Annotated in this window: 14 protein-coding genes and 2 tRNA genes; 6 read left to right on the forward strand and 10 right to left on the reverse strand. The window is 63.9% G+C overall.

The window, feature by feature from the left end:
* The 6 genes from IEY28_RS14995 to IEY28_RS15020 form a co-directional block, all read right to left on the reverse strand.
* Positions 1-723, reverse strand: coding sequence for a DUF6339 family protein (locus IEY28_RS14995; RefSeq protein WP_188999465.1), 723 nt, complete (start codon positions 721-723; stop codon positions 1-3).
* Positions 720-1,682: a hypothetical protein gene (locus tag IEY28_RS15000; protein ID WP_188999468.1), complete on the reverse strand. Its 963-nt coding sequence runs from the start codon at positions 1,680-1,682 to the stop codon at positions 720-722. Before IEY28_RS15000 ends, IEY28_RS14995 begins: the two co-directional genes overlap by 4 nt.
* Complete coding sequence (locus IEY28_RS15005) at positions 1,679-3,526, reverse strand: hypothetical protein (protein WP_188999470.1); 1,848 nt, start codon at positions 3,524-3,526, stop codon at positions 1,679-1,681. Before IEY28_RS15005 ends, IEY28_RS15000 begins: the two co-directional genes overlap by 4 nt.
* 626 nt (positions 3,527-4,152) lie before the next feature.
* Positions 4,153-5,787 carry a DUF7845 domain-containing protein gene (locus IEY28_RS15010; RefSeq protein WP_188999473.1) on the reverse strand — a complete coding sequence of 545 codons (1,635 nt, stop codon included), beginning with the start codon at positions 5,785-5,787 and terminating at the stop codon, positions 4,153-4,155.
* 165 nt (positions 5,788-5,952) lie between these two features.
* Positions 5,953-6,026 (reverse strand) — tRNA-Phe (locus IEY28_RS15015).
* 569 nt (positions 6,027-6,595) lie between these two features.
* Positions 6,596-6,669: transfer RNA gene (locus IEY28_RS15020), tRNA-Val, on the reverse strand.
* Between the two features lie 85 nt (positions 6,670-6,754).
* On the opposite strand from IEY28_RS15020, the gene IEY28_RS15025 reads away from it, so the two are divergent.
* The 5 genes from IEY28_RS15025 to IEY28_RS15045 all read left to right on the forward strand — a co-directional run bounded on the left by IEY28_RS15025 (position 6,755) and on the right by IEY28_RS15045 (position 12,051).
* Positions 6,755-7,339 carry a DUF192 domain-containing protein gene (locus IEY28_RS15025; RefSeq protein ID WP_188999476.1) on the forward strand — a complete coding sequence of 195 codons (585 nt, stop codon included), beginning with the start codon at positions 6,755-6,757 and terminating at the stop codon, positions 7,337-7,339.
* Positions 7,340-7,379: 40 nt separating this feature from the next.
* Complete coding sequence (locus IEY28_RS15030; protein ID WP_188999478.1) at positions 7,380-9,296, forward strand: ABC transporter ATP-binding protein; 1,917 nt, start codon at positions 7,380-7,382, stop codon at positions 9,294-9,296.
* A gap of 136 nt (positions 9,297-9,432) precedes the next feature.
* Positions 9,433-10,341 carry an NAD(P)H-binding protein gene (locus IEY28_RS15035; RefSeq protein ID WP_188999481.1) on the forward strand — a complete coding sequence of 303 codons (909 nt, stop codon included), beginning with the start codon at positions 9,433-9,435 and terminating at the stop codon, positions 10,339-10,341.
* Positions 10,342-10,666: 325 nt separating this feature from the next.
* On the forward strand, positions 10,667-11,110 hold the full coding sequence (locus tag IEY28_RS15040; RefSeq protein WP_229783156.1) for a hypothetical protein: 444 nt from the start codon (positions 10,667-10,669) through the stop codon (positions 11,108-11,110).
* Between the two features lie 71 nt (positions 11,111-11,181).
* On the forward strand, positions 11,182-12,051 hold the full coding sequence (locus IEY28_RS15045) for a hypothetical protein (protein ID WP_188999484.1): 870 nt from the start codon (positions 11,182-11,184) through the stop codon (positions 12,049-12,051).
* A gap of 26 nt (positions 12,052-12,077) precedes the next feature.
* On the opposite strand, the gene IEY28_RS15050 is transcribed toward IEY28_RS15045, so the two are convergent.
* From IEY28_RS15050 to coxB, 3 genes are read right to left on the reverse strand one after another with little or no spacing between them, the layout of a single operon-like run.
* Positions 12,078-12,344, reverse strand: a complete 267-nt coding sequence (locus tag IEY28_RS15050; protein WP_166968061.1) for a cytochrome C oxidase subunit IV family protein — start codon at positions 12,342-12,344, stop codon at positions 12,078-12,080.
* Positions 12,345-12,353: 9 nt separating this feature from the next.
* The gene (locus tag IEY28_RS15055) at positions 12,354-14,912 is read right to left on the reverse strand and encodes a cbb3-type cytochrome c oxidase subunit I (protein WP_188999488.1); all 2,559 of its coding nucleotides are present in this window, start codon (positions 14,910-14,912) and stop codon (positions 12,354-12,356) included.
* Positions 14,909-15,655, reverse strand: a complete 747-nt coding sequence (gene coxB, locus IEY28_RS15060; RefSeq protein ID WP_229783157.1) for a cytochrome c oxidase subunit II — start codon at positions 15,653-15,655, stop codon at positions 14,909-14,911. Before coxB ends, IEY28_RS15055 begins: the two co-directional genes overlap by 4 nt.
* A 129-nt stretch (positions 15,656-15,784) precedes the next feature.
* On the opposite strand from coxB, the gene IEY28_RS15065 reads away from it, so the two are divergent.
* Positions 15,785-16,306, forward strand: coding sequence for a DUF6789 family protein (locus IEY28_RS15065; protein WP_188999494.1), 522 nt, complete (start codon positions 15,785-15,787; stop codon positions 16,304-16,306).
* A gap of 169 nt (positions 16,307-16,475) precedes the next feature.
* Here the strand turns inward: IEY28_RS15065 and IEY28_RS15070 are convergent, their stop codons facing one another.
* Positions 16,476-16,937, reverse strand: a complete 462-nt coding sequence (locus tag IEY28_RS15070) for a DUF5790 family protein (RefSeq protein ID WP_188999497.1) — start codon at positions 16,935-16,937, stop codon at positions 16,476-16,478.
* Positions 16,938-16,992 lie beyond the last annotated feature (55 nt).

Here is a 16,992-nt window from a genome sequence, read left to right on the forward strand (position 1 = left end):
TCACATGGTCCTCCGTTCCACGCGTTCGTGTATCTCGCCAACGATGTCTTCAATGATGTCCTCTTTGAGGCACTCCTCAGCGGTTACTGACCACTGGTGACTCACCGTCTTGGCCGTCTCTTCCAAGATATCGTCGTCGGCGTCCTCGTCAATCGCGACTTTGCTGAGCGCGCGCCCGGTCGCTGGCCGACGCAGGTCCATCCGGTCGAAGATACGGTTGACGCGGTACTGCTGTTTGAACACTGCCTCAGTGACCGAGTAGTCGTCACCGTCACAAGTGAACTCGGCGATGAACCACATGCGCGAGAACGCGTTGGTGTACAGGTCCTGCGTCGAGCCCAAGAACTTCTCGTTCATCGACGTGACCGTCCGCTGGGAGTCGTCGTAGGGCCATCGGTACCGGACGAACTCCGGCTTCCAGGCGATGGCCAGCCAGTGCCAAAGCGAGGGGTCACCCGCCTCACGGAGCGGGATGTCGATGAACTTCCGGACCGCCGGGGCGACGGCGGCCTCTATCTCCGTCGTCCCCTTCTCGACGGGACTCCGCTCGTCCAGCACCCAGTCGATGACCTGCTCCAGGGCGTCTAAGTTCGCCGTTAGGTCGGTCGCTTCGCGGAACGCTTTGAGGCGGGCGTCGGAGTACTGCACGTCACCGGCTCGGAAGTCCTCGGTGACGAGGGTCGATGCGTCGTCGTTCAGCTTGTAGAGTGTGTTCTCGCTCATGTGTTCAGCTCCAGGAGGCGCTTGATGTTCTCGTGTGGACTCCGGCGGCGTTGGACGGCGCTCTCGATGTCGTTGAGCGTCGCCGAGAGACTGCCCGGCTTCAGCATCTCTTCGATGTCGTCGGGCTCGGGGTCGTCACCGAAGACGTCACCGCAGACCTCGGTGAGCATCCGCTCTTGCCACTCGTACTTGATTTCGCCACTATTGACCGCCAGCTCGGCAGCCTTGACGACGAACTCGACGAGCATCGGGATCCCGATCGTGTCGAGCACGACCGACCGCACCCTGCCTCGGAACGTCTGCGTAGCGTCTTCGTCTATCAGCGGGGCCATGTACGCGTGGTCTTTATTCACGTATAGTTTCGGGCTCTCCGAGTTGGTGATGTCGACGTACCACGTGTTCGCTTCGTTCGCCGGAAAGTCGGGCTCGGAGAACGACTTCGTTCGGATGTCCAGGTCAGTCGACTGCCCCGTCGACGGCTCGTCGACGTCCACGACCCACGCCGGGCCGGACGCCAGCTTGTTCCCGATGCGGTGTGCGTAGTCGTCGCCATCGTCCCGTTTTTTAGTCCGCACGAGGTACGGCGTGAGCGTCACGCGACCGCGCAGGTCCTCGTGCGTCAACTCGACAGTCCCGGTCACGGATCCAGCCGTGAGCGGTGGCTTCGCGAGCACCGAGACGAACCGATGGTGGTTCGTCGGGCAGTAGCCCACGACAACGAGCGCCCCGGCGTTCGGTTCCGTCGCCGGGAACACCTCTTCCAGAGTCTCGTCGTCAACGGCCACCCTGACCGAGAGCTCACCAGTCTCCCAACCAGACTCTTCGGGCAACGAGATGTGTTGTTCCCCGTCGGGCTCACCTGCCTCACCGGTGTCCAAGTCGTACGTTTCGATGGCGAAACTGAGCGTTTCGCCCGCGTGCTGGTACGGGAACTGGTCGATTTGGATGGAGTTGCTCATGAGTCGTCCTCCTCATCGTCCTCGTCGAAGTCGTAGCCGATTTTCAGCCGTGTCTGTCCGCCACCCAGAAGGTCACCACCGTCGCCGACTTCGACCGAGTCCACTTCGAACTCGGCGGTCCGCGTGCCTGCCGGGAACTCCAGTTCTGCGACGCCGTCGACGACCTCGTCCCGCGTCGCGAGCGGTGCGTCCACGTCCGCGACGTCAACCAAGTCCAGCTTTCGGTTGGCGCCGTCCACTTCTTCGATTTCGACCGTCGCCGTCCACTTCCCGGGACTGGCGTCGGCCGTCACGAGCTTCCCGTCGTAGTGGTGGGAACGGCCGTCGAAGTGGCTCTCGCTCGAGACCTCCTCGAACGGTGAAGACCCACCACCGCCACCACCGCCACCGGGTCCACCCGACCCGGACCGACTGTTCGGGAAGAAGGGGAATTCTTTCCCAGCGTTGCGCAATCGGTCCTCGTCGTCGGTTTTGGCGGTCGCGAGAACGTCGTGGAGTTCGTCCTGTACTCGGTTACGGAGCAAGTCCCTGATGAGGTCCAGGCCGTCCCCCTCGTAGCGATTCTCGAGCTTCGAGGTACCATCCGTCCAGTTGTCGTGTTCTTCGGGCTCTGCGTCGCGGAAGAATCGCTCTGCAGCCTGATTCTCGTCCGAGAGCTCCTCTCCGAGATCCTGATTGGCACCCCCGACGAGCAGCAGCCCGACGAAGTCCTGGCCGGCCGTCCGCGCGACGTGGCCGTACTTTCGGTACTTGACGACGTGCCGTGCTCCCCGGAACAGTGCAACCTTGTTTCGGAAGGCGTTGGGGTCGTCTTCGTCGGGCCTGCGGACGACCAGCCGAAGCTGGCTTTCCGGGTGGGTCGTCCCGCCTTTCAGTGGCGGCACCTGAAACGGTATCTCGCTCGTGACGACGGTCCCTTCCTCGTCCAACGAGTCGTCGGCCGACGCTCCCCGCTCGTAGGCCTCGATGTACGGTGCGATTTTCGGGACTGTCTTCGGCTCCACCGGACGTGGTTCCGGGTCCGACGGGCCTTGGACGGACACCTCGATACTGCCGTCGACGAGTGCCGGCCAGTAGTGTTGGGCCGTCGCCTCGTACAGCCGGTTGACGACTTCGTCCGGCGACCGCGTGCTCCGGGTTGGCTCACGGAACCCGACGATGGCGATGGAGGTGCCCGGCTCGTCCGGTCGGGAGATGTTCAGGTCTTCGCCGACGGCTTCGGCGGCTTCGCCCCACGCCGAGACCGGACGGTCGTACTCCGTGCTGTCGACGCCGAGCCACCCGTCCCCACTGTAGGGTTTCCCACGTAGTTCGTGGTCGGGCAGGTCTACACGTCCGACCAGACGTGGCGGTGTCTCCCCGTCCGCGAGGTTCGCCGGGACCGTGTTGAACAGCACTGTCTTGAACCCGCTGAATCCGTAGAAGATGGAGGAGCCGACCCCCTCGCTCCCGGCCTGGTCGCCTTCCTTGGTCGTGATACCGAAGTCCTTGACAAGCGAAGAATAGTTCGTCTTCTTCGAGTCTTCGGCACCGTCGAGGCCTTCGGCGTGTTTGTCCTCAACGACGAGAACGTTCAGCCCACCGTCACGAACCTGCTGGAGGGCCTCCTCAATGCCAATGGAGTCGTCTGTCTCGGCGACTGCCTCCATGTGTTTTCGCAGTTCCTCCCAGTCGATAGCCGTGAGGAACTTCTCTAGGGCATCTCCTTCAAGCGTCTCGAACCGGAACACGAGTTCCGGCGTCTCGCCCTCGAGACCAGCGTCGTCCGTGTTTTGGATAGCCTCGCGGGGAATCGTCATCAGCTTCGAGTTGAGCGCCATGTCTGTGGCAGTCTTCCCGTACATCCGGTTCTCCGACTGCTTAGCGGGGAAGTGTGCCGTTAGCCTCCTCGTGTGAGATTTCGCATCTGTCATCTGTACGTACACCTAATGCCAACAACATACATAAACCCATCGCATTTTCATACTAACTCATGTGGTTGCGCATTTTTCGGAGAAAAACGGACTCTAACAATCTGAAACGATATAATTCGACCATTGACTGACCTCTACACCCCCTGAAAATCCGGGAGAAATACAGCCACCGTGTCATGTCCCGGAATTGGCGAGGATAATGCTTGGGTTGGTTTGGTATTAGGGACAGATACGCCACAATGGGCTCGGTCTTACTTGAGAGCGGTTGAGTTAGTGGAGGTAATCAAGAGTCCGTCCCGGATCGTCTCGGTGCACTCAACCGTGTGTTCTTTGACACTCGACTGCGGAGCGGAAACGGGTATTTTGATTTTGTGCTCTTAGGCACACCCCTAAGAGAGAATCAAACCCCTCGGGTTTGTTTCGAGCGTGAGACTGGTCGCTTGCGATCTCGAAAGCAGTCAATAGCCTGCCAACAAAATCGGAATCAGGGCAGTATCCAGTAGCATTCGCCGGTAAACAAGGGTGCTAGCCAGCGTTGCCACTCACAGGTCGCCCCGCTATCCGGGTTTCAGATAGCGCCAGGCGTCGGCAATACTGCCATCGTTGAAACGAACCCGAGCCATCCGATACCGTTCCGTCGGAAGACCGGCTTCCTCCCAGATTCGGAATCCCTCACGGATGACGCGACTAGCCTGTTGGCCCGGATTTCCGAACCGCATTTCCATCCGCGCGTCGCGCCGACTGAGAGCGTCGTCGATATCGATATCGTGGCGAGCAGCCCAGGCGATAAACACGCCCATCGTCTCCTCCATGCCCTGCTGGGCAGTTCGTACTGCTTTGGCTCCGGTTTCGGCAGCTCGTTTGACAGCGTCCTCGGCTTCTTTGACCGCCTGGTGAACCAGATCGGCGACGTAGCTCGACCGAAGACTCACCTTGGCGTATTCGCGCTCGACGAGATCTTCGATCCCGCGGAGTGCCCGGCGAACGCTTTCGACGTGCCGGCCATGGTCCTCCGCGATATCAGCCGGCGAAACTTCACCACCGTCAGTGACCAGCGTCTCAAGGCTCTCCCATTGGACCGGGCTAAGGCCATCCGCGAGGTGACGAATCACGACGCTCTCCTGCGTCGACCGAATCTCTGTCACGTCCAGAGAAACGATTTCTGGGCTCTCTTCCGTCGTCACTGCGTCGAAGTATGCGTCTGGGACGAAGACACCGCTGCCGTTCGTTGGTGCGATGTCGAGCCCAGCATCAGCAAGCACCGATAGAAGGGTCTGATCGAGTTCTCTCTGGAGTTGCACCAGATCCTCAGACGAGACGCCGAGCGTTTCGTCCCAGCGACTCACCTGATACGACACGCCGATCTTCGGATGTCGGAGCGGAGAATCATCGGGCTGGGCCAACGCCTCCCGGGCGTAGTAGTGCTTGATCTCTTTGGGTAGCGCGTGATCGGGGAAGACCTCGCGAACACGTCGCGGACCGAGTGTGACCGTGTGGTAGTACCCGGGAAGATTCCGCCCGTAGTCGTCATCATCGTTCTGTACGACTTTGCGGTAGCCAGTGCGGTCGCTTTCGAGCAGATGTCCCATCGAGGCGATTGGCCCATCACGAGCGTGGACCGGGCCACTGGCATCTTCCTGGACGCGCACGTACCGCTCGGCGTCCTGGACGTTGCTGTACTCGTGTGGAGTCTCGAAGTAATCACCGCGGATCCGAACCGCTGCGGCTGCCGATTGGAGCAGTGCCTGATAGCGATCGAAATCGATGTTCGACCCCATGATCTTCACATTGACCGCTTCTCGGATCGACTCCGGGATCGAATACTCCGAGACGTTGCCGTACTTGTCCTCGGTTTTCATCCCCTGCCAGCGCGGCGTAAGATGCGCGTTGAAATCCTGCTCTCCCACCGAATCCTCGTCGGGGTGGCGAGCAATTTTCAGCCGGAACTCGCGCATCTCTTGGAGTCGCCAGTCGGTGCCTGTCGGCAATTGGTTCCCCGGATGGACAATATTGCTGTCTTGGAAGTACAGCTTCACGACCCACCGTTCGCCTCGGTCAAGGAACTCCGCGGATTGACTGCCATCACCCGCTTTGACTCGTGAGTCAGCAGCGAAGAACGGGGCGAGACCTCCCTCGTCGAATAGGAAGTTCGCAGCGAACTCGTGCGGGGCCGGCTCGACGTAACCCGTCACGCGCGACACCCCCAAGTGTCGGCTGCGCTTGAAGGCCAATTTGACCGATATGCGCGGCTACAGAAGGAATATGCGGCATTTGAAGAGAATAGTACAAGCCGGTGGAGAGACGCGAGACCCCACTCTACAGTGAATGTCTTACGGGCATGTGAACCGAGAAGGGGATGCCGCCTCCCGGATTTGAACCGGGGACAGCTCGATCTTCAGTCGAGTGCTCTCCCAGTCTGAGCTAAGGCGGCGTGCACTCCATCCGAGGACGAGGGTAGAAAAAAGGATTTCGATACCCCGCCGCCATCCGCCGAATCGCGGGGCGGGTCACCATACCACGTTACGGCAGAAAGAGGTCGGCGCTGTCGAACTCTGCGCCACAGTCGTCACAGGTGTACTCCGTCCCGTTTTCCGTCGAGACGTGCCCGCTACACTTCGGGCACGTCGAGCCGTCTATCATGGTCTGCGGTACCACAGGTCGTGATAAATGGCTTTCGGCAGGTGTCGATTGGGCGACAGGCGTCGACGCACGGCGTGTCGACGGCCACACACGCGGCGCTCGTCGGTGAGCGCCGCGAGCAGTGCAGTGGATCCGTGCGGATTCGAACCACGCCGAGACGTACTCGCTTCGCTGTGCGCGTCTCGTCTACTTCGAATCCACATAGTCCATCCGCTCCTCACCGCCGTTCGTCGCAGGATGGGTCCGGGCGGATTCGAACCGGAGAAAGACTCGCGTCGCTCGTCTTTCAGGGTGCGAATCCGCGTTTCCACACAAACGCCGCTGGCACCTCACTACGTTCGTTGCAGTCGCCGTCAGAAGTGGGTCCGGGCGGATTCGAACCACCGGCCTCGGCCTTGTAAAGGCCACGTCATAACCAACTAGACCACGGACCCGTACTCCCAAATTTTCCACCGGCAGGAATAACACTTTCTCTCTCGGTCGGAACCCTTACCCCCGACCTGTCCGTCAGTATTGAACATGCAACGCGGTCCGCTGGCCGTCGTCCTCGGCCTCGTCGGCCTCCTCGTCGTCGGCGTCCTCGTCCTGCAGAGCGGCCTGTGGGTCAGCGTCCTCGGCGTCGGCGAGTACGACGAGGGGACGGTGACGGTTCGTGAGGGGACGACCGGCACGGCGAGCGGGACGACCACCGAGACGGCCACCCAGTCGGAGAACGCCACCACGGTCGCCGTCCGCGACGACGCCGAGCGGTTGGCGACCGTCGAAGTTCGCATCGCCGATACCGGACCGAAGCGTTATCTCGGACTCAGCAACACGACGTCGCTGGAACCGAACGAGGGGATGCTGTTCGTCCACGACGAGGAAGGCGAGTACGGCTACGTCATGCGTGACATGGACTTCCCGCTGGACATCATCTTCGTCGACGCCAACGGCACCATCACCACCATCCACCACGCGCCGCTCCCGCCCGAGGGGACCAGCGAGTCCGAACTCAAGGAGTACAGCGGTCAGGGGAAGTACGTCCTCGAAGTGAACCGCGGGTGGGCCAACCGGACCGGCGTCACCGTCGGCGACCGGGTGGAACTGCCGGCGGGCGTCGCGTAGCCCGACGGCCTTTTGCGCGTCGGCCCCGTGAGAACGGACCATGGACATCGACGCGGCGTCCGACGAGGACGCCTTCGAGGACGCCCGCGAGCGCGTCGAGCGCCCGATGTGGCGACTGTTCACCGAGTACGGGCGCGGACAGCGAAGCGCCTTCCTCGTCGGCCTCGTCAGTTCCGTCTTCGCGCGGATGTTGGACCTGCTCCCGCCGCTGTTGCTCGCGCTGGCCATCGACGCCGTCATCGAGGGCGAGTCCGGGTACAGCCTGCTGTTCGTCCCACAGGAGTTGATCCCCGACGGGACGACCGGCCAACTGTGGCTGACGGCGGGCCTCATCGCAGCCTCCTTTGCCGGCGGCGCCATCTTTCACTGGAGTCGAAACTGGGGGTGGAACAAGTTCGCCCAGCACGTCCAGCACGCGGTGCGAACCGACACCTACGGGACGATGCAGCGGCTGAACATGGACTTCTTCGCCGACAAGCAGACCGGCGAGATGATGTCGGTGCTCTCGAACGACGTGAACCGGTTGGAGAAGTTCCTCAACGACGGGCTGAACTCCACGTCGCGACTGGTCATCATGGTCGTCGGCATCGCCACCTACCTCTTCTACATGAACTGGCAACTGGCGCTGGTCGCCCTGTTGCCCGTCCCGATAATCGCCGTCTTCACCAAGCGGTTCATCGAGACCATCCAACCGAAGTACGCCGACGTGCGCTCGTCGGTCGGGAGACTCAACTCGCGGCTGGAGAACAACCTGAGTGGCATCCAGATAATCAAGACGGCCAACACCGAGACCTACGAGTCCGACCGCGTCGAGGACAGTTCACAGGAGTACCTCGACGCCAACTGGGACGCCATCGAGACGCGCATCACGTTCTTTCCCGGCCTGCGACTCGTCTCCGGACTGGGCTTCGTCGTCACCTTCGTCGTCGGCGGCCTGATGGTCATCGGGGAGGCCCCGGCGGCGCTGTCGGTGGCGCTCTCGCCCGGCGAGTTCGTCGCGTTCATCATCTACACCCAGCGGTTCGTCTGGCCGATGGCCCAGTTCGGGCAGATCATCAACATGTACCAGCGGGCCTACGCCTCCGCAGAGCGGGTCTTCGGCCTGATGGAGACGCCCGGTCGCCTCGCCGAAGCCGACGACGCACCGCCGCTCTCGGTCACCGGGGGCGCCGTCGAGTACGACGACGTGACCTTCGGCTACGACGGCGACCCCGTCGTCTCCGACATCGACTTCGAAGTGGACGGCGGGGATACCGTCGCGCTGGTCGGTCCGACCGGTGCGGGCAAGTCGACGGTGCTGAAACTCCTCCTCCGGATGTACGACGTGGACGAGGGCGCGGTCCGCATCGACGGCCAGGACCTCCGCGACGTGCAGATCCCCTCCGTCCGGCAGGCCATCGGCTACGTCAGTCAGGAGACGTTCCTCTTCTACGGCACCGTCAGGGAGAACATCGCTTACGGCACCTTCGACGCCACCGACGAGGAGATTCGCGCGGCCGCGGAGGCCGCCGAGGCCCACCAGTTCGTGACGAACCTCCCCGACGGCTACGACACGATGGTCGGCGAACGCGGGGTGAAACTCTCGGGCGGCCAGCGCCAGCGTATCGCCATCGCTCGCGCGATGCTGAAAGACCCCGAGATTCTCGTCTTAGACGAGGCGACCAGCGACGTCGACACGGAGACCGAGATGCTCATCCAGCGCTCGCTGGACGAGTTGACGGCCGACCGGACCACGTTCGCTATCGCCCACCGCCTCTCGACGGTCAAAGACGCCGACACCATCCTCGTCCTCGAAGACGGCCGCATCGTCGAGCGTGGAACGCACGAGGAACTGCTCGCCTCGGAGGGGCTGTACGCCAACCTCTGGGCGGTGCAGGCCGGCGAGATAGACGAACTCCCCGAGGAGTTCGTCCAGCGGGCGATTCAACGTCGGGCCCGAACCGACGCCGACGACTGATACTGGTGGCTGTAACAAACTGAAGTACTTCGCCACCCCGGGGTGGCGAATATCGTTACGAACTTACAGCCACCAGTATGAGGCGGGGGTCGTTGTGCGGGGTCGCCATTAAGCCACTGGAGCGACACCTAGCGGTATGCGCGTCCTCGTCACCGGCGCTACCGGCTTCGTCGGCAGCCACCTCGTGCCCGAACTGTTAGCCCGGGGCCACGACGTGGTTGCACTCACGCGCGACGCCGGCAGCTACGACGCACCGGCAGGCGTCGACGTCGTCGAGGGGGACGTCCTCGACCCGGATCTGACGCTCCCGCCGGTCGACGCCGCCTACTACCTCGTCCACTCGATGCAGGCCGGCGATGACTTCGAGGAACGGGACCGGCGGGCCGCCCGGAACTTCCGCGACGCCGTCGACGCCGCCGGCATCGAGCGAATCGTCTACCTCGGGGGCCTCGGCAACGAGGACGAGGGTCTCTCGGAGCACCTCCGGTCCCGCCGGGAGGTCGAACGTCTCCTCGGGACCGGTGAGGCAGAACTGACGGCGCTCCGGGCAGCCATCGTCATCGGCGGGGGGTCGGCGAGTTTCCAGATTATCCGCCAGCTAGCGGCCCGCCTGCCAGTGATGGTGACACCGTCGTGGGTCCGCACGGAGTGCCAGCCCATCTACGTCGACGACGTGGTCGCGTACCTCGTCGGCGTACTGGAACATCCGGAGACGGCGGGCCAGACGTACGAAGTCGGCGGCCCCGACGTGCTCACGTATCAAGAGATACTGACGACGACGGCGCGTCTCATGCTGGGTCGCCAGCCGCTTATCGTCCCTGTTCCGGTACTCTCACCGGGGTTGTCGGCCCGATGGCTCGGCCTCGTGACCGACGTGCCGGTCAGCGTCGCCGTGCCGCTGGTCGACGGGCTTCGCAACCGCGTCGTCGTCAGCGACGACAGCATCACGTCGGTCGTCGACGTGGAACTGACCCCCTTCGAGGAGAGCGTCCGTCGGGCACTGGGCGAAACGGTGACAGTCGAAGAGCGAGCCGTCGAGGCCTAACCACACAGCAGGCACAGCACGTCGTCGGCCTGTTCGAGCACGTCCGGGTTCGAGGCGTCGCCCTCGATGACCGCGCGGCGTAGGCGTCCGTCAGCGTCCCACGCCGGACCGGATCGCGTTCGACGATGCTGACGTCGTGGCCTCGGTCGTCGGGAATCGAAGCTGTCTGGAAGCCGACGCGTCCGCCGCCGACGGTGTCGAGTGTGCCAGACATCAGTCGTCTCCGCGGGTACTGTAGACTCCTCGACACCGGTGCTCGGTGTCTGTTCTCCACCGGTCGAGTCGGCACAAACAGTTATGGCGGAGTGTCATGTACCGACATACCATGACGACCGCGTTCCTCGCGAGCACGGCGGTCATGGGGCTGTTCGTGGTCGCGGTACTGGGCTGGGTGGCACGGAGTCGCGGTTGGTATCACTACTCGCCGAACGCCGAGCACCTCGCGCTTGCACATACCGGGGACGGAGAGACGCGGCTCGGGACCATGTCCGACGACCCGCGCGTGCTGGCGGTGGCCTTTACACTGCTCGTCGTCGGGTTCGTCGGGGGCGTCACCCTCTTCGTCTCGGGGCCGGTGGAGATGCAGGCCACGGCCGGATTGGCCGTCGCCGCCGCCGGCGGCCTCGTCCTCGTCGGCTATCTCCTGCTCGGCGTCTACCTCTCCGCGACGCGACGGGGGCACCCGCGCTCGCTGGCCGTCGCCGAATCCGCGACGGTGGCCGGCGTCCTCTTTCTGGTCGCCGTGACCGCCCAACTGCTGATGGGATAAGCGCCGGTCGACGGGGCGTCGTCTCTCGGTCCGGCCGAACGTTCAAATACGCGTCCTGTGCATGACTCGTCATGTCGCTACTCGCACTGCCCGAGTGGCTCGTCGCCGTTCTGGAGGAGGTGGCACTCGGTGGCGGCGCCCTACTGCTCGTCTGTGGCGGTCTGATGTGTTACGTCGGCTGGGACCAGCGCCAGACGGCGGCGTTGCTCGCCGACGCCGACCACGTCACCCCGGCCGAGGCGGAACCGGATACGCTCGTCCGACTTCGTGGCACGGTGGCGACGACGGCTGACGGGACGTTCGCCTCGCCAATCGCCGACCGGGAGTGCGTGCTGGCCGGCTACGAGATCGACGAGCAGTACGACACGCCGACCGACAGCACGTGGGAGCAGGCCGCGTGGGGCGTCACGAGCGTCCCGTTCGCCATCGAGGCCGACGGCGACCGCCTGCTGGTCGACGTCGAGGACACCGTGGTCGGCAACGGGACTGACGACGTCTTCACGCCGGAGAGCGTGCTGGTGTCCGACGGCGTCTCCCTGCCGGCGGTCCGCTGTCGGTTCGAGCGGTTCGACACGCACGTCGAGACCGACAGCGGGGAGACGCCGCCCCCACGACTCGCGCGGTTTCTCGATTCGACCGACGGCCTCTCGACGGAGCCTCTGGCGTCGACGCCGACCGTCGACGAGAGCAAGCGCCGCTATCGGGAGGGGTGGCTCCGCCCGGGCGACGAGGTGAGCGTCCTCGGGACCGTCTCCCGACGGGCCGACGCTGGCACCGTCACCGGGCACCCGGACGAACTGGTCCTCACGGACGACGAGGAGACGCCGCTCCGCCTGTCGGCCGACCCGCTGGACGGGGGCGACGGGACCGCCGCCCTACTGACCGGCCTCGGTACCGGGGCCGTCGGCCTCGCATCGCTGGCGGCCGTCGTCGTCTGGTGACTTCGGGCGGAAGGCGGGTCGACCGCTCAGACGATGGAGTACGCCGCGGCGGCGGTCAGTGCGAGTGCGGCCACAGTGCCACCCAGCACGAGGTACGTCACCGCCCGCGGCTCCCAGCGCAGGTGCTGGTAGTAGGCGGCGACGCCGACGGCCTTGACGACGGACAGCACCATGATGATGCCGAAGGCCAGCCAGTAGGCGCTGTCGACGATGCCGACGAACTCGACGACGGCCTGTGCGGTCGCGAAGACGAACAACACGACGTATATGACGGTGTATCCTTTCCAGTCCATAGTATCACCTCAGAGGATGTAGAACAGCGGGAACAGGAACAGCCAGACGATGTCCACGAAGTGCCAGTACAACCCGAAGTACTCGATGGCCCTGTCGTCGCCCTGATAGGCCCCGGTCCACGCCCGGTAGGTCATGTACGCACAGATGAGCAGCCCGATAGTGACGTGAGCGCCGTGGAGTCCGGTCGTGAGGTAAAACGTCGACGAGGCGATGTTCGTCGAGAGGTTCCACCCGTTGGGGAACATCTCCGTGCTGATGTGGAACAGGTGGTTCCACTCGATGCCCTTGTTTATCAGGAATCCGACGCCGAGTGCGAACGTCCCCGCGAGCGCCGCCGTCGTCCCCTTCTTGCTCTCGCGCTCGGCGGCGACCATCGCCAGCACGACGAGGAAACTCGACGTGAGCAGGAGGTAGGTGTTGATCAGGCCCGGCATCGTCACGTGTTCGGCCGGGATGAGGTCGTGGTGCCACTCGGACCACCCGTAGGCGACCCGGACGAAGGCGTACGACCCGATGAACGCGCCGAACAGGACGATGTCGCTGGCGAGGAACGTCCACATCCCGAGTTTCATCTTCTCGACGCTGGCGAAGGGCCACCGCTCGGCGATAGGCATCTCCGGCGCGTGGAACGGTTCGCGGGTCATCCCGAACAGCGACCCGACGGTGACGAGACCACCCACCGCCGCCATCGAGACGTAGACGACACTCCCCGTGCGCACGCCCGAGAGACCGAGGAACGCGACGAACCCGCCGAGGCTGACGAGGAACGGCCAGAAACTGGCGTGGCTCGCGTGTTCCTCGCCGGCCGCCTCGTGGGCGGGCGTCGCCGGCGTCGCGGTGGCCGCCGTCGTCACGGAGGCGGTGCCGCCGTCGGCCGCGGTCCCGCCGTCCGCGGCCACGCCGCTCCCGCCGGGCCCGCTGGTCCGCCGGGCGACTTCCTCGTCGTCCATGAACGAGAGCGATCCGTCGGCGTACGTCGGGACGCCGGGGAAGTTCTCCAGCGGCGGCGGCGAGGAGACGGCCCATTCGGCCGTCGTCGCGTAGGCCCACGGGTTGTCACCGACGTCCTCGCCGCGCCACAGCGAGACGAACAGGTTGTAGAACATGATGAGCATGCTCGCCCCGAGGATGAACCCGCCGACGGTGGCCATCGAGTGCCAAATCTGGAGGTCCTGAGAGTACTCGAACACCCGTCGGGGCGTCTCCCACGCGACGAACATCGGGAAGTACAGCAGGTTGAACCCGACGAAGTACGTGGCGAAGTGAATCTTCCCCAGCGTCTCGTCGTACATCTTCCCGGTTATCTTCGGGTACCAGTAGTAGAGGCCGCCGAACAGGGCCGTCGCCCCGGAGACCATCACGTAGTGAAAGTGCGCGACGACCCAGTAGGTCCCGCGGAACTGGTAGTCGAGGACGATGGCGCCGAGGAAGACGCCGGTGATGCCGCCGACGATGAACAGTATCAGGGCACCCAGCGAGAAGAGGAACGGCGTCGTGAACCGGACCCGCCCTTTCGCCATCGTGTAGATGAGCGAGAAGACCATCAGGTCGAACGGCAGGGAGATGCCGATGGTCGTCGCCATGAAGATGGTCTTGATTGGGAGGTTGATACCGGTGAGGAACATGTGGTGCATCCAGACGGCGAAGCTCTGGATGGCGACCAGCACCATCGAGATGATGAACCACTTGCGACCGACCAGCCGTCGCCCGGTGAACGTCTGGAAGCACTCGGCCATCACGCCCAGCGCCGGGAAGAAGACGATGTACACCTCCGGATGGCCGAAGAACCAGAACAGGTGCGCCCACAGCAGCGACGCCCCCGGATTGTCGGCGTCGGTAGCGAGCGTCGACCCGTCGTTGGCGAACTGGAAGTACGTCGTCCCGAGGATGTGGTCCGAGGTCAGTATCATCAGCGCGGCAAGCAGCGCCGCGAACGCGAACAGCATCATCCAGACCGTGAGGTTGATAGACAGCGAGAAGATGGGGATGTCCCGCATCCGGAGGCCCTCGGCGCGCATCCGGTACATCGTCGTCAGGAAGTTCACCGACCCCAGCGTGACGGCGGCGGTGAACATGATGAGTGCCAGCACCACCGACGTCGCACCGAGTCCCTCGCCGGGGATGTACGCCGGCGTGTTCAGCGGCGCGTACATGGTCCACCCGCCCGCGAACGTCGACCCCTGGAAGAAGGAGACGCCCATCAGGACCCCCGAGAAGAGGTACAGCCAGTACGACAGCGCGTTCAGGCGCGGGAACGCGAGGTCGTCGGCCCCGATCTGCAGGGGGACGACGTAGTTGGCGAAGCCGAAGGCAAAGGGCGAGATGAACCAGAACACCATCAACAGGCCGTGCGTCGAGACGGCCTGATTGTACCCCAGCGACCCCAGCAGGTCCGCGCCGGGCGTGATGAGTTCCAGACGGAAGAGGAGTGCCAGCAAGCCGCCGAAGACGAGGAAGAACAGCGCCGTGACGAGATAGAGGACGCCGATGTCCTTGTGGTTAGTCGTGAGGAACCACCGACTGACCGAGGATTTGGGCGGCAGGCCGTGGTCGTGGGCCTCGCTCATGCCGGGGCACCTCCAACGCTGGCGGCAGTCTGGTTCGACGACCCGTTCTGGGTCCCGTTAGTCCCCGCGTACCACGACTGGTACTCGTCCTGTGGCATCACTTCGACGGGGGCGACCATCACGGAGTGACCGCTCCCACAGAGTTCGTAGCATTTGGCCTGATAGGTCCCCGTCTCGCTCGCGGTGAACCACGCGTCGGTGGTCTGTCCCGGGATGGCGTCGGCCTTGACCCGCAACTCGGGGATGCCGAAGTTGTGGAACACGTCCCGAGAGGTCACCTCTAACCTGACCACCCTGTTCCGTGGCACCTTGAGCGTCGATGCCTCGTGGCCGTTGGGGTAGATGAACGCCCACCCGAAGCGGAACCCCTCGACCTGAACGGTGATGTCCTCCTCGCCCGCTATCTGTGGGCCGTCCTCGACGTACGCGAGCGAACTGTACGTCCACGCGATGAGCGAGACGACGATGATGGCGCTGATGCCGAAAGAGTAGAACACCTTCCGACCGCCGGACCCCCCGGTAGGCATCTCGCCCATCGACGGGCGTTCGACCTTGTCGGCGTAGGGGTCTTCGCCCGCCGTCTCGCGATACTTGATGGCGTGATACAGCGTGTACGTCACCACGAGGACGCCGACGGCCGTCCCGAGGACGAGAAACACCTCGAAGATACTGTTGAACACGTCCGCCGGTGCCCTGACGTCGCCGCCGTGGAGTGGGACGCCGATCGCGGCGTGTGGTACCATGTGACCCATCGTTTCCTCATGGTTTTTTGTACCATCTATTAGGCATTGTGGACAGCTGTCTTACATATGCGGTTGCTGACCCGAACGTGTGCGCGAACTTTTTTATTCATTGGTATGGTACAACACCGCATGGTAGATACGTCATCAGGGGTCGAAGACCCGGTGAACGACGAGACAGTCGCGGAGAGCGAGGAGTTCGACAATCTACGCGGCATCCTCGCCGACGGCGTCGTCGGTGCGGCCGGTGGGTTAGTGGGTACGGCGATGATGAGCGTCGTCTTCCTCATCGCACAGTCGCTGGGCGCGTTCAACCTCTCGGATTTCGCCATCCTGACCGAACTCGTGGGGCTGACCGGCTACGTCCCCGAGGTGCTGTTCGGGTACATCATCTTCCTCGGCGGCGGGATGTTCCCGTGGCCGCTGCTGTTCGCCTCGCTGAAAGAGTACCTGCCGGGCAAGTCAGACCCCGTCTCCGGGGCCTTCTTCGGCGCGGCGATGTGGACCGGGTTCGTCCTCGCGTTCTACACCGGCCAGTCGGGCCTGACGCTGGCGCTGTACGCCGTGTTGACGCTAGCGGCCCACGTCGTCTACGGCATCGGTCTGGGCGCCGTCTTCAACTACTTCGCGACGCGACCGGACTCCATCGTCTGAACCGGGCGTCAGATTCGACACTCAGTACTGGAGCGCTGGCGACGGTGACCGCCGTCGGGCAGGTAGTGTCGACGTCGTCGACGGCCCCTGAAAAACTCGAAAACGAGGTCTGGACGGGACGAGCGAAGCGCTTCTCGGAACGCACCCGCTGGCGCGAACCACCGCGCGTTCAGGCCTCGGCTTCCTCGGCGTCGGCGTCCGCGTCGGCGTCGGCGTCGGCGTCCGCTCCGTCGTCTTCGCTCTCCTCGAACTCCTCGAGGGTACTGCGGAGTTGCGGAATCGTCGCGGTGAGGTCGCCGACCTGTTCGCGGGCGTCCTCGACGTCGCCGATGAGGTCCTCGACAGTCTCGATGTCCTCGGCGAGGTCCTCGGCGTCCTCGAAGGCGTCGGCGCGTTCGCCCATCGTGTACCACTTCTTCGCATCGCGCAGGTGGTCCTCGGCGTCACCGACGTCGAGTGCGGTCTTCAGGGCGTTGAGCACGCCCAGCGTGTTGTCGGCCTCGACGTCCCACACCGCGTCTGCCTCGGGAAGGGCCGTACGGGCCTCGGCGAGTGAGGCCTCGACGTCGCTTCGCATCTCGTTTGCGGCCTCGCCGAACAGTTCGTCGTCGTCCAGACTGGTCTGACTCATGGTTGCCAGTTGACGTGGTGTGGGGTTAAAAGCCCGCCTGAAAGTGAAAGTGAAA

The organism is Haloarcula pellucida (assembly GCF_014647235.1).
GTDB classification, from domain to species: Archaea; Halobacteriota; Halobacteria; order Halobacteriales; family Haloarculaceae; genus Haloarcula; species Haloarcula pellucida.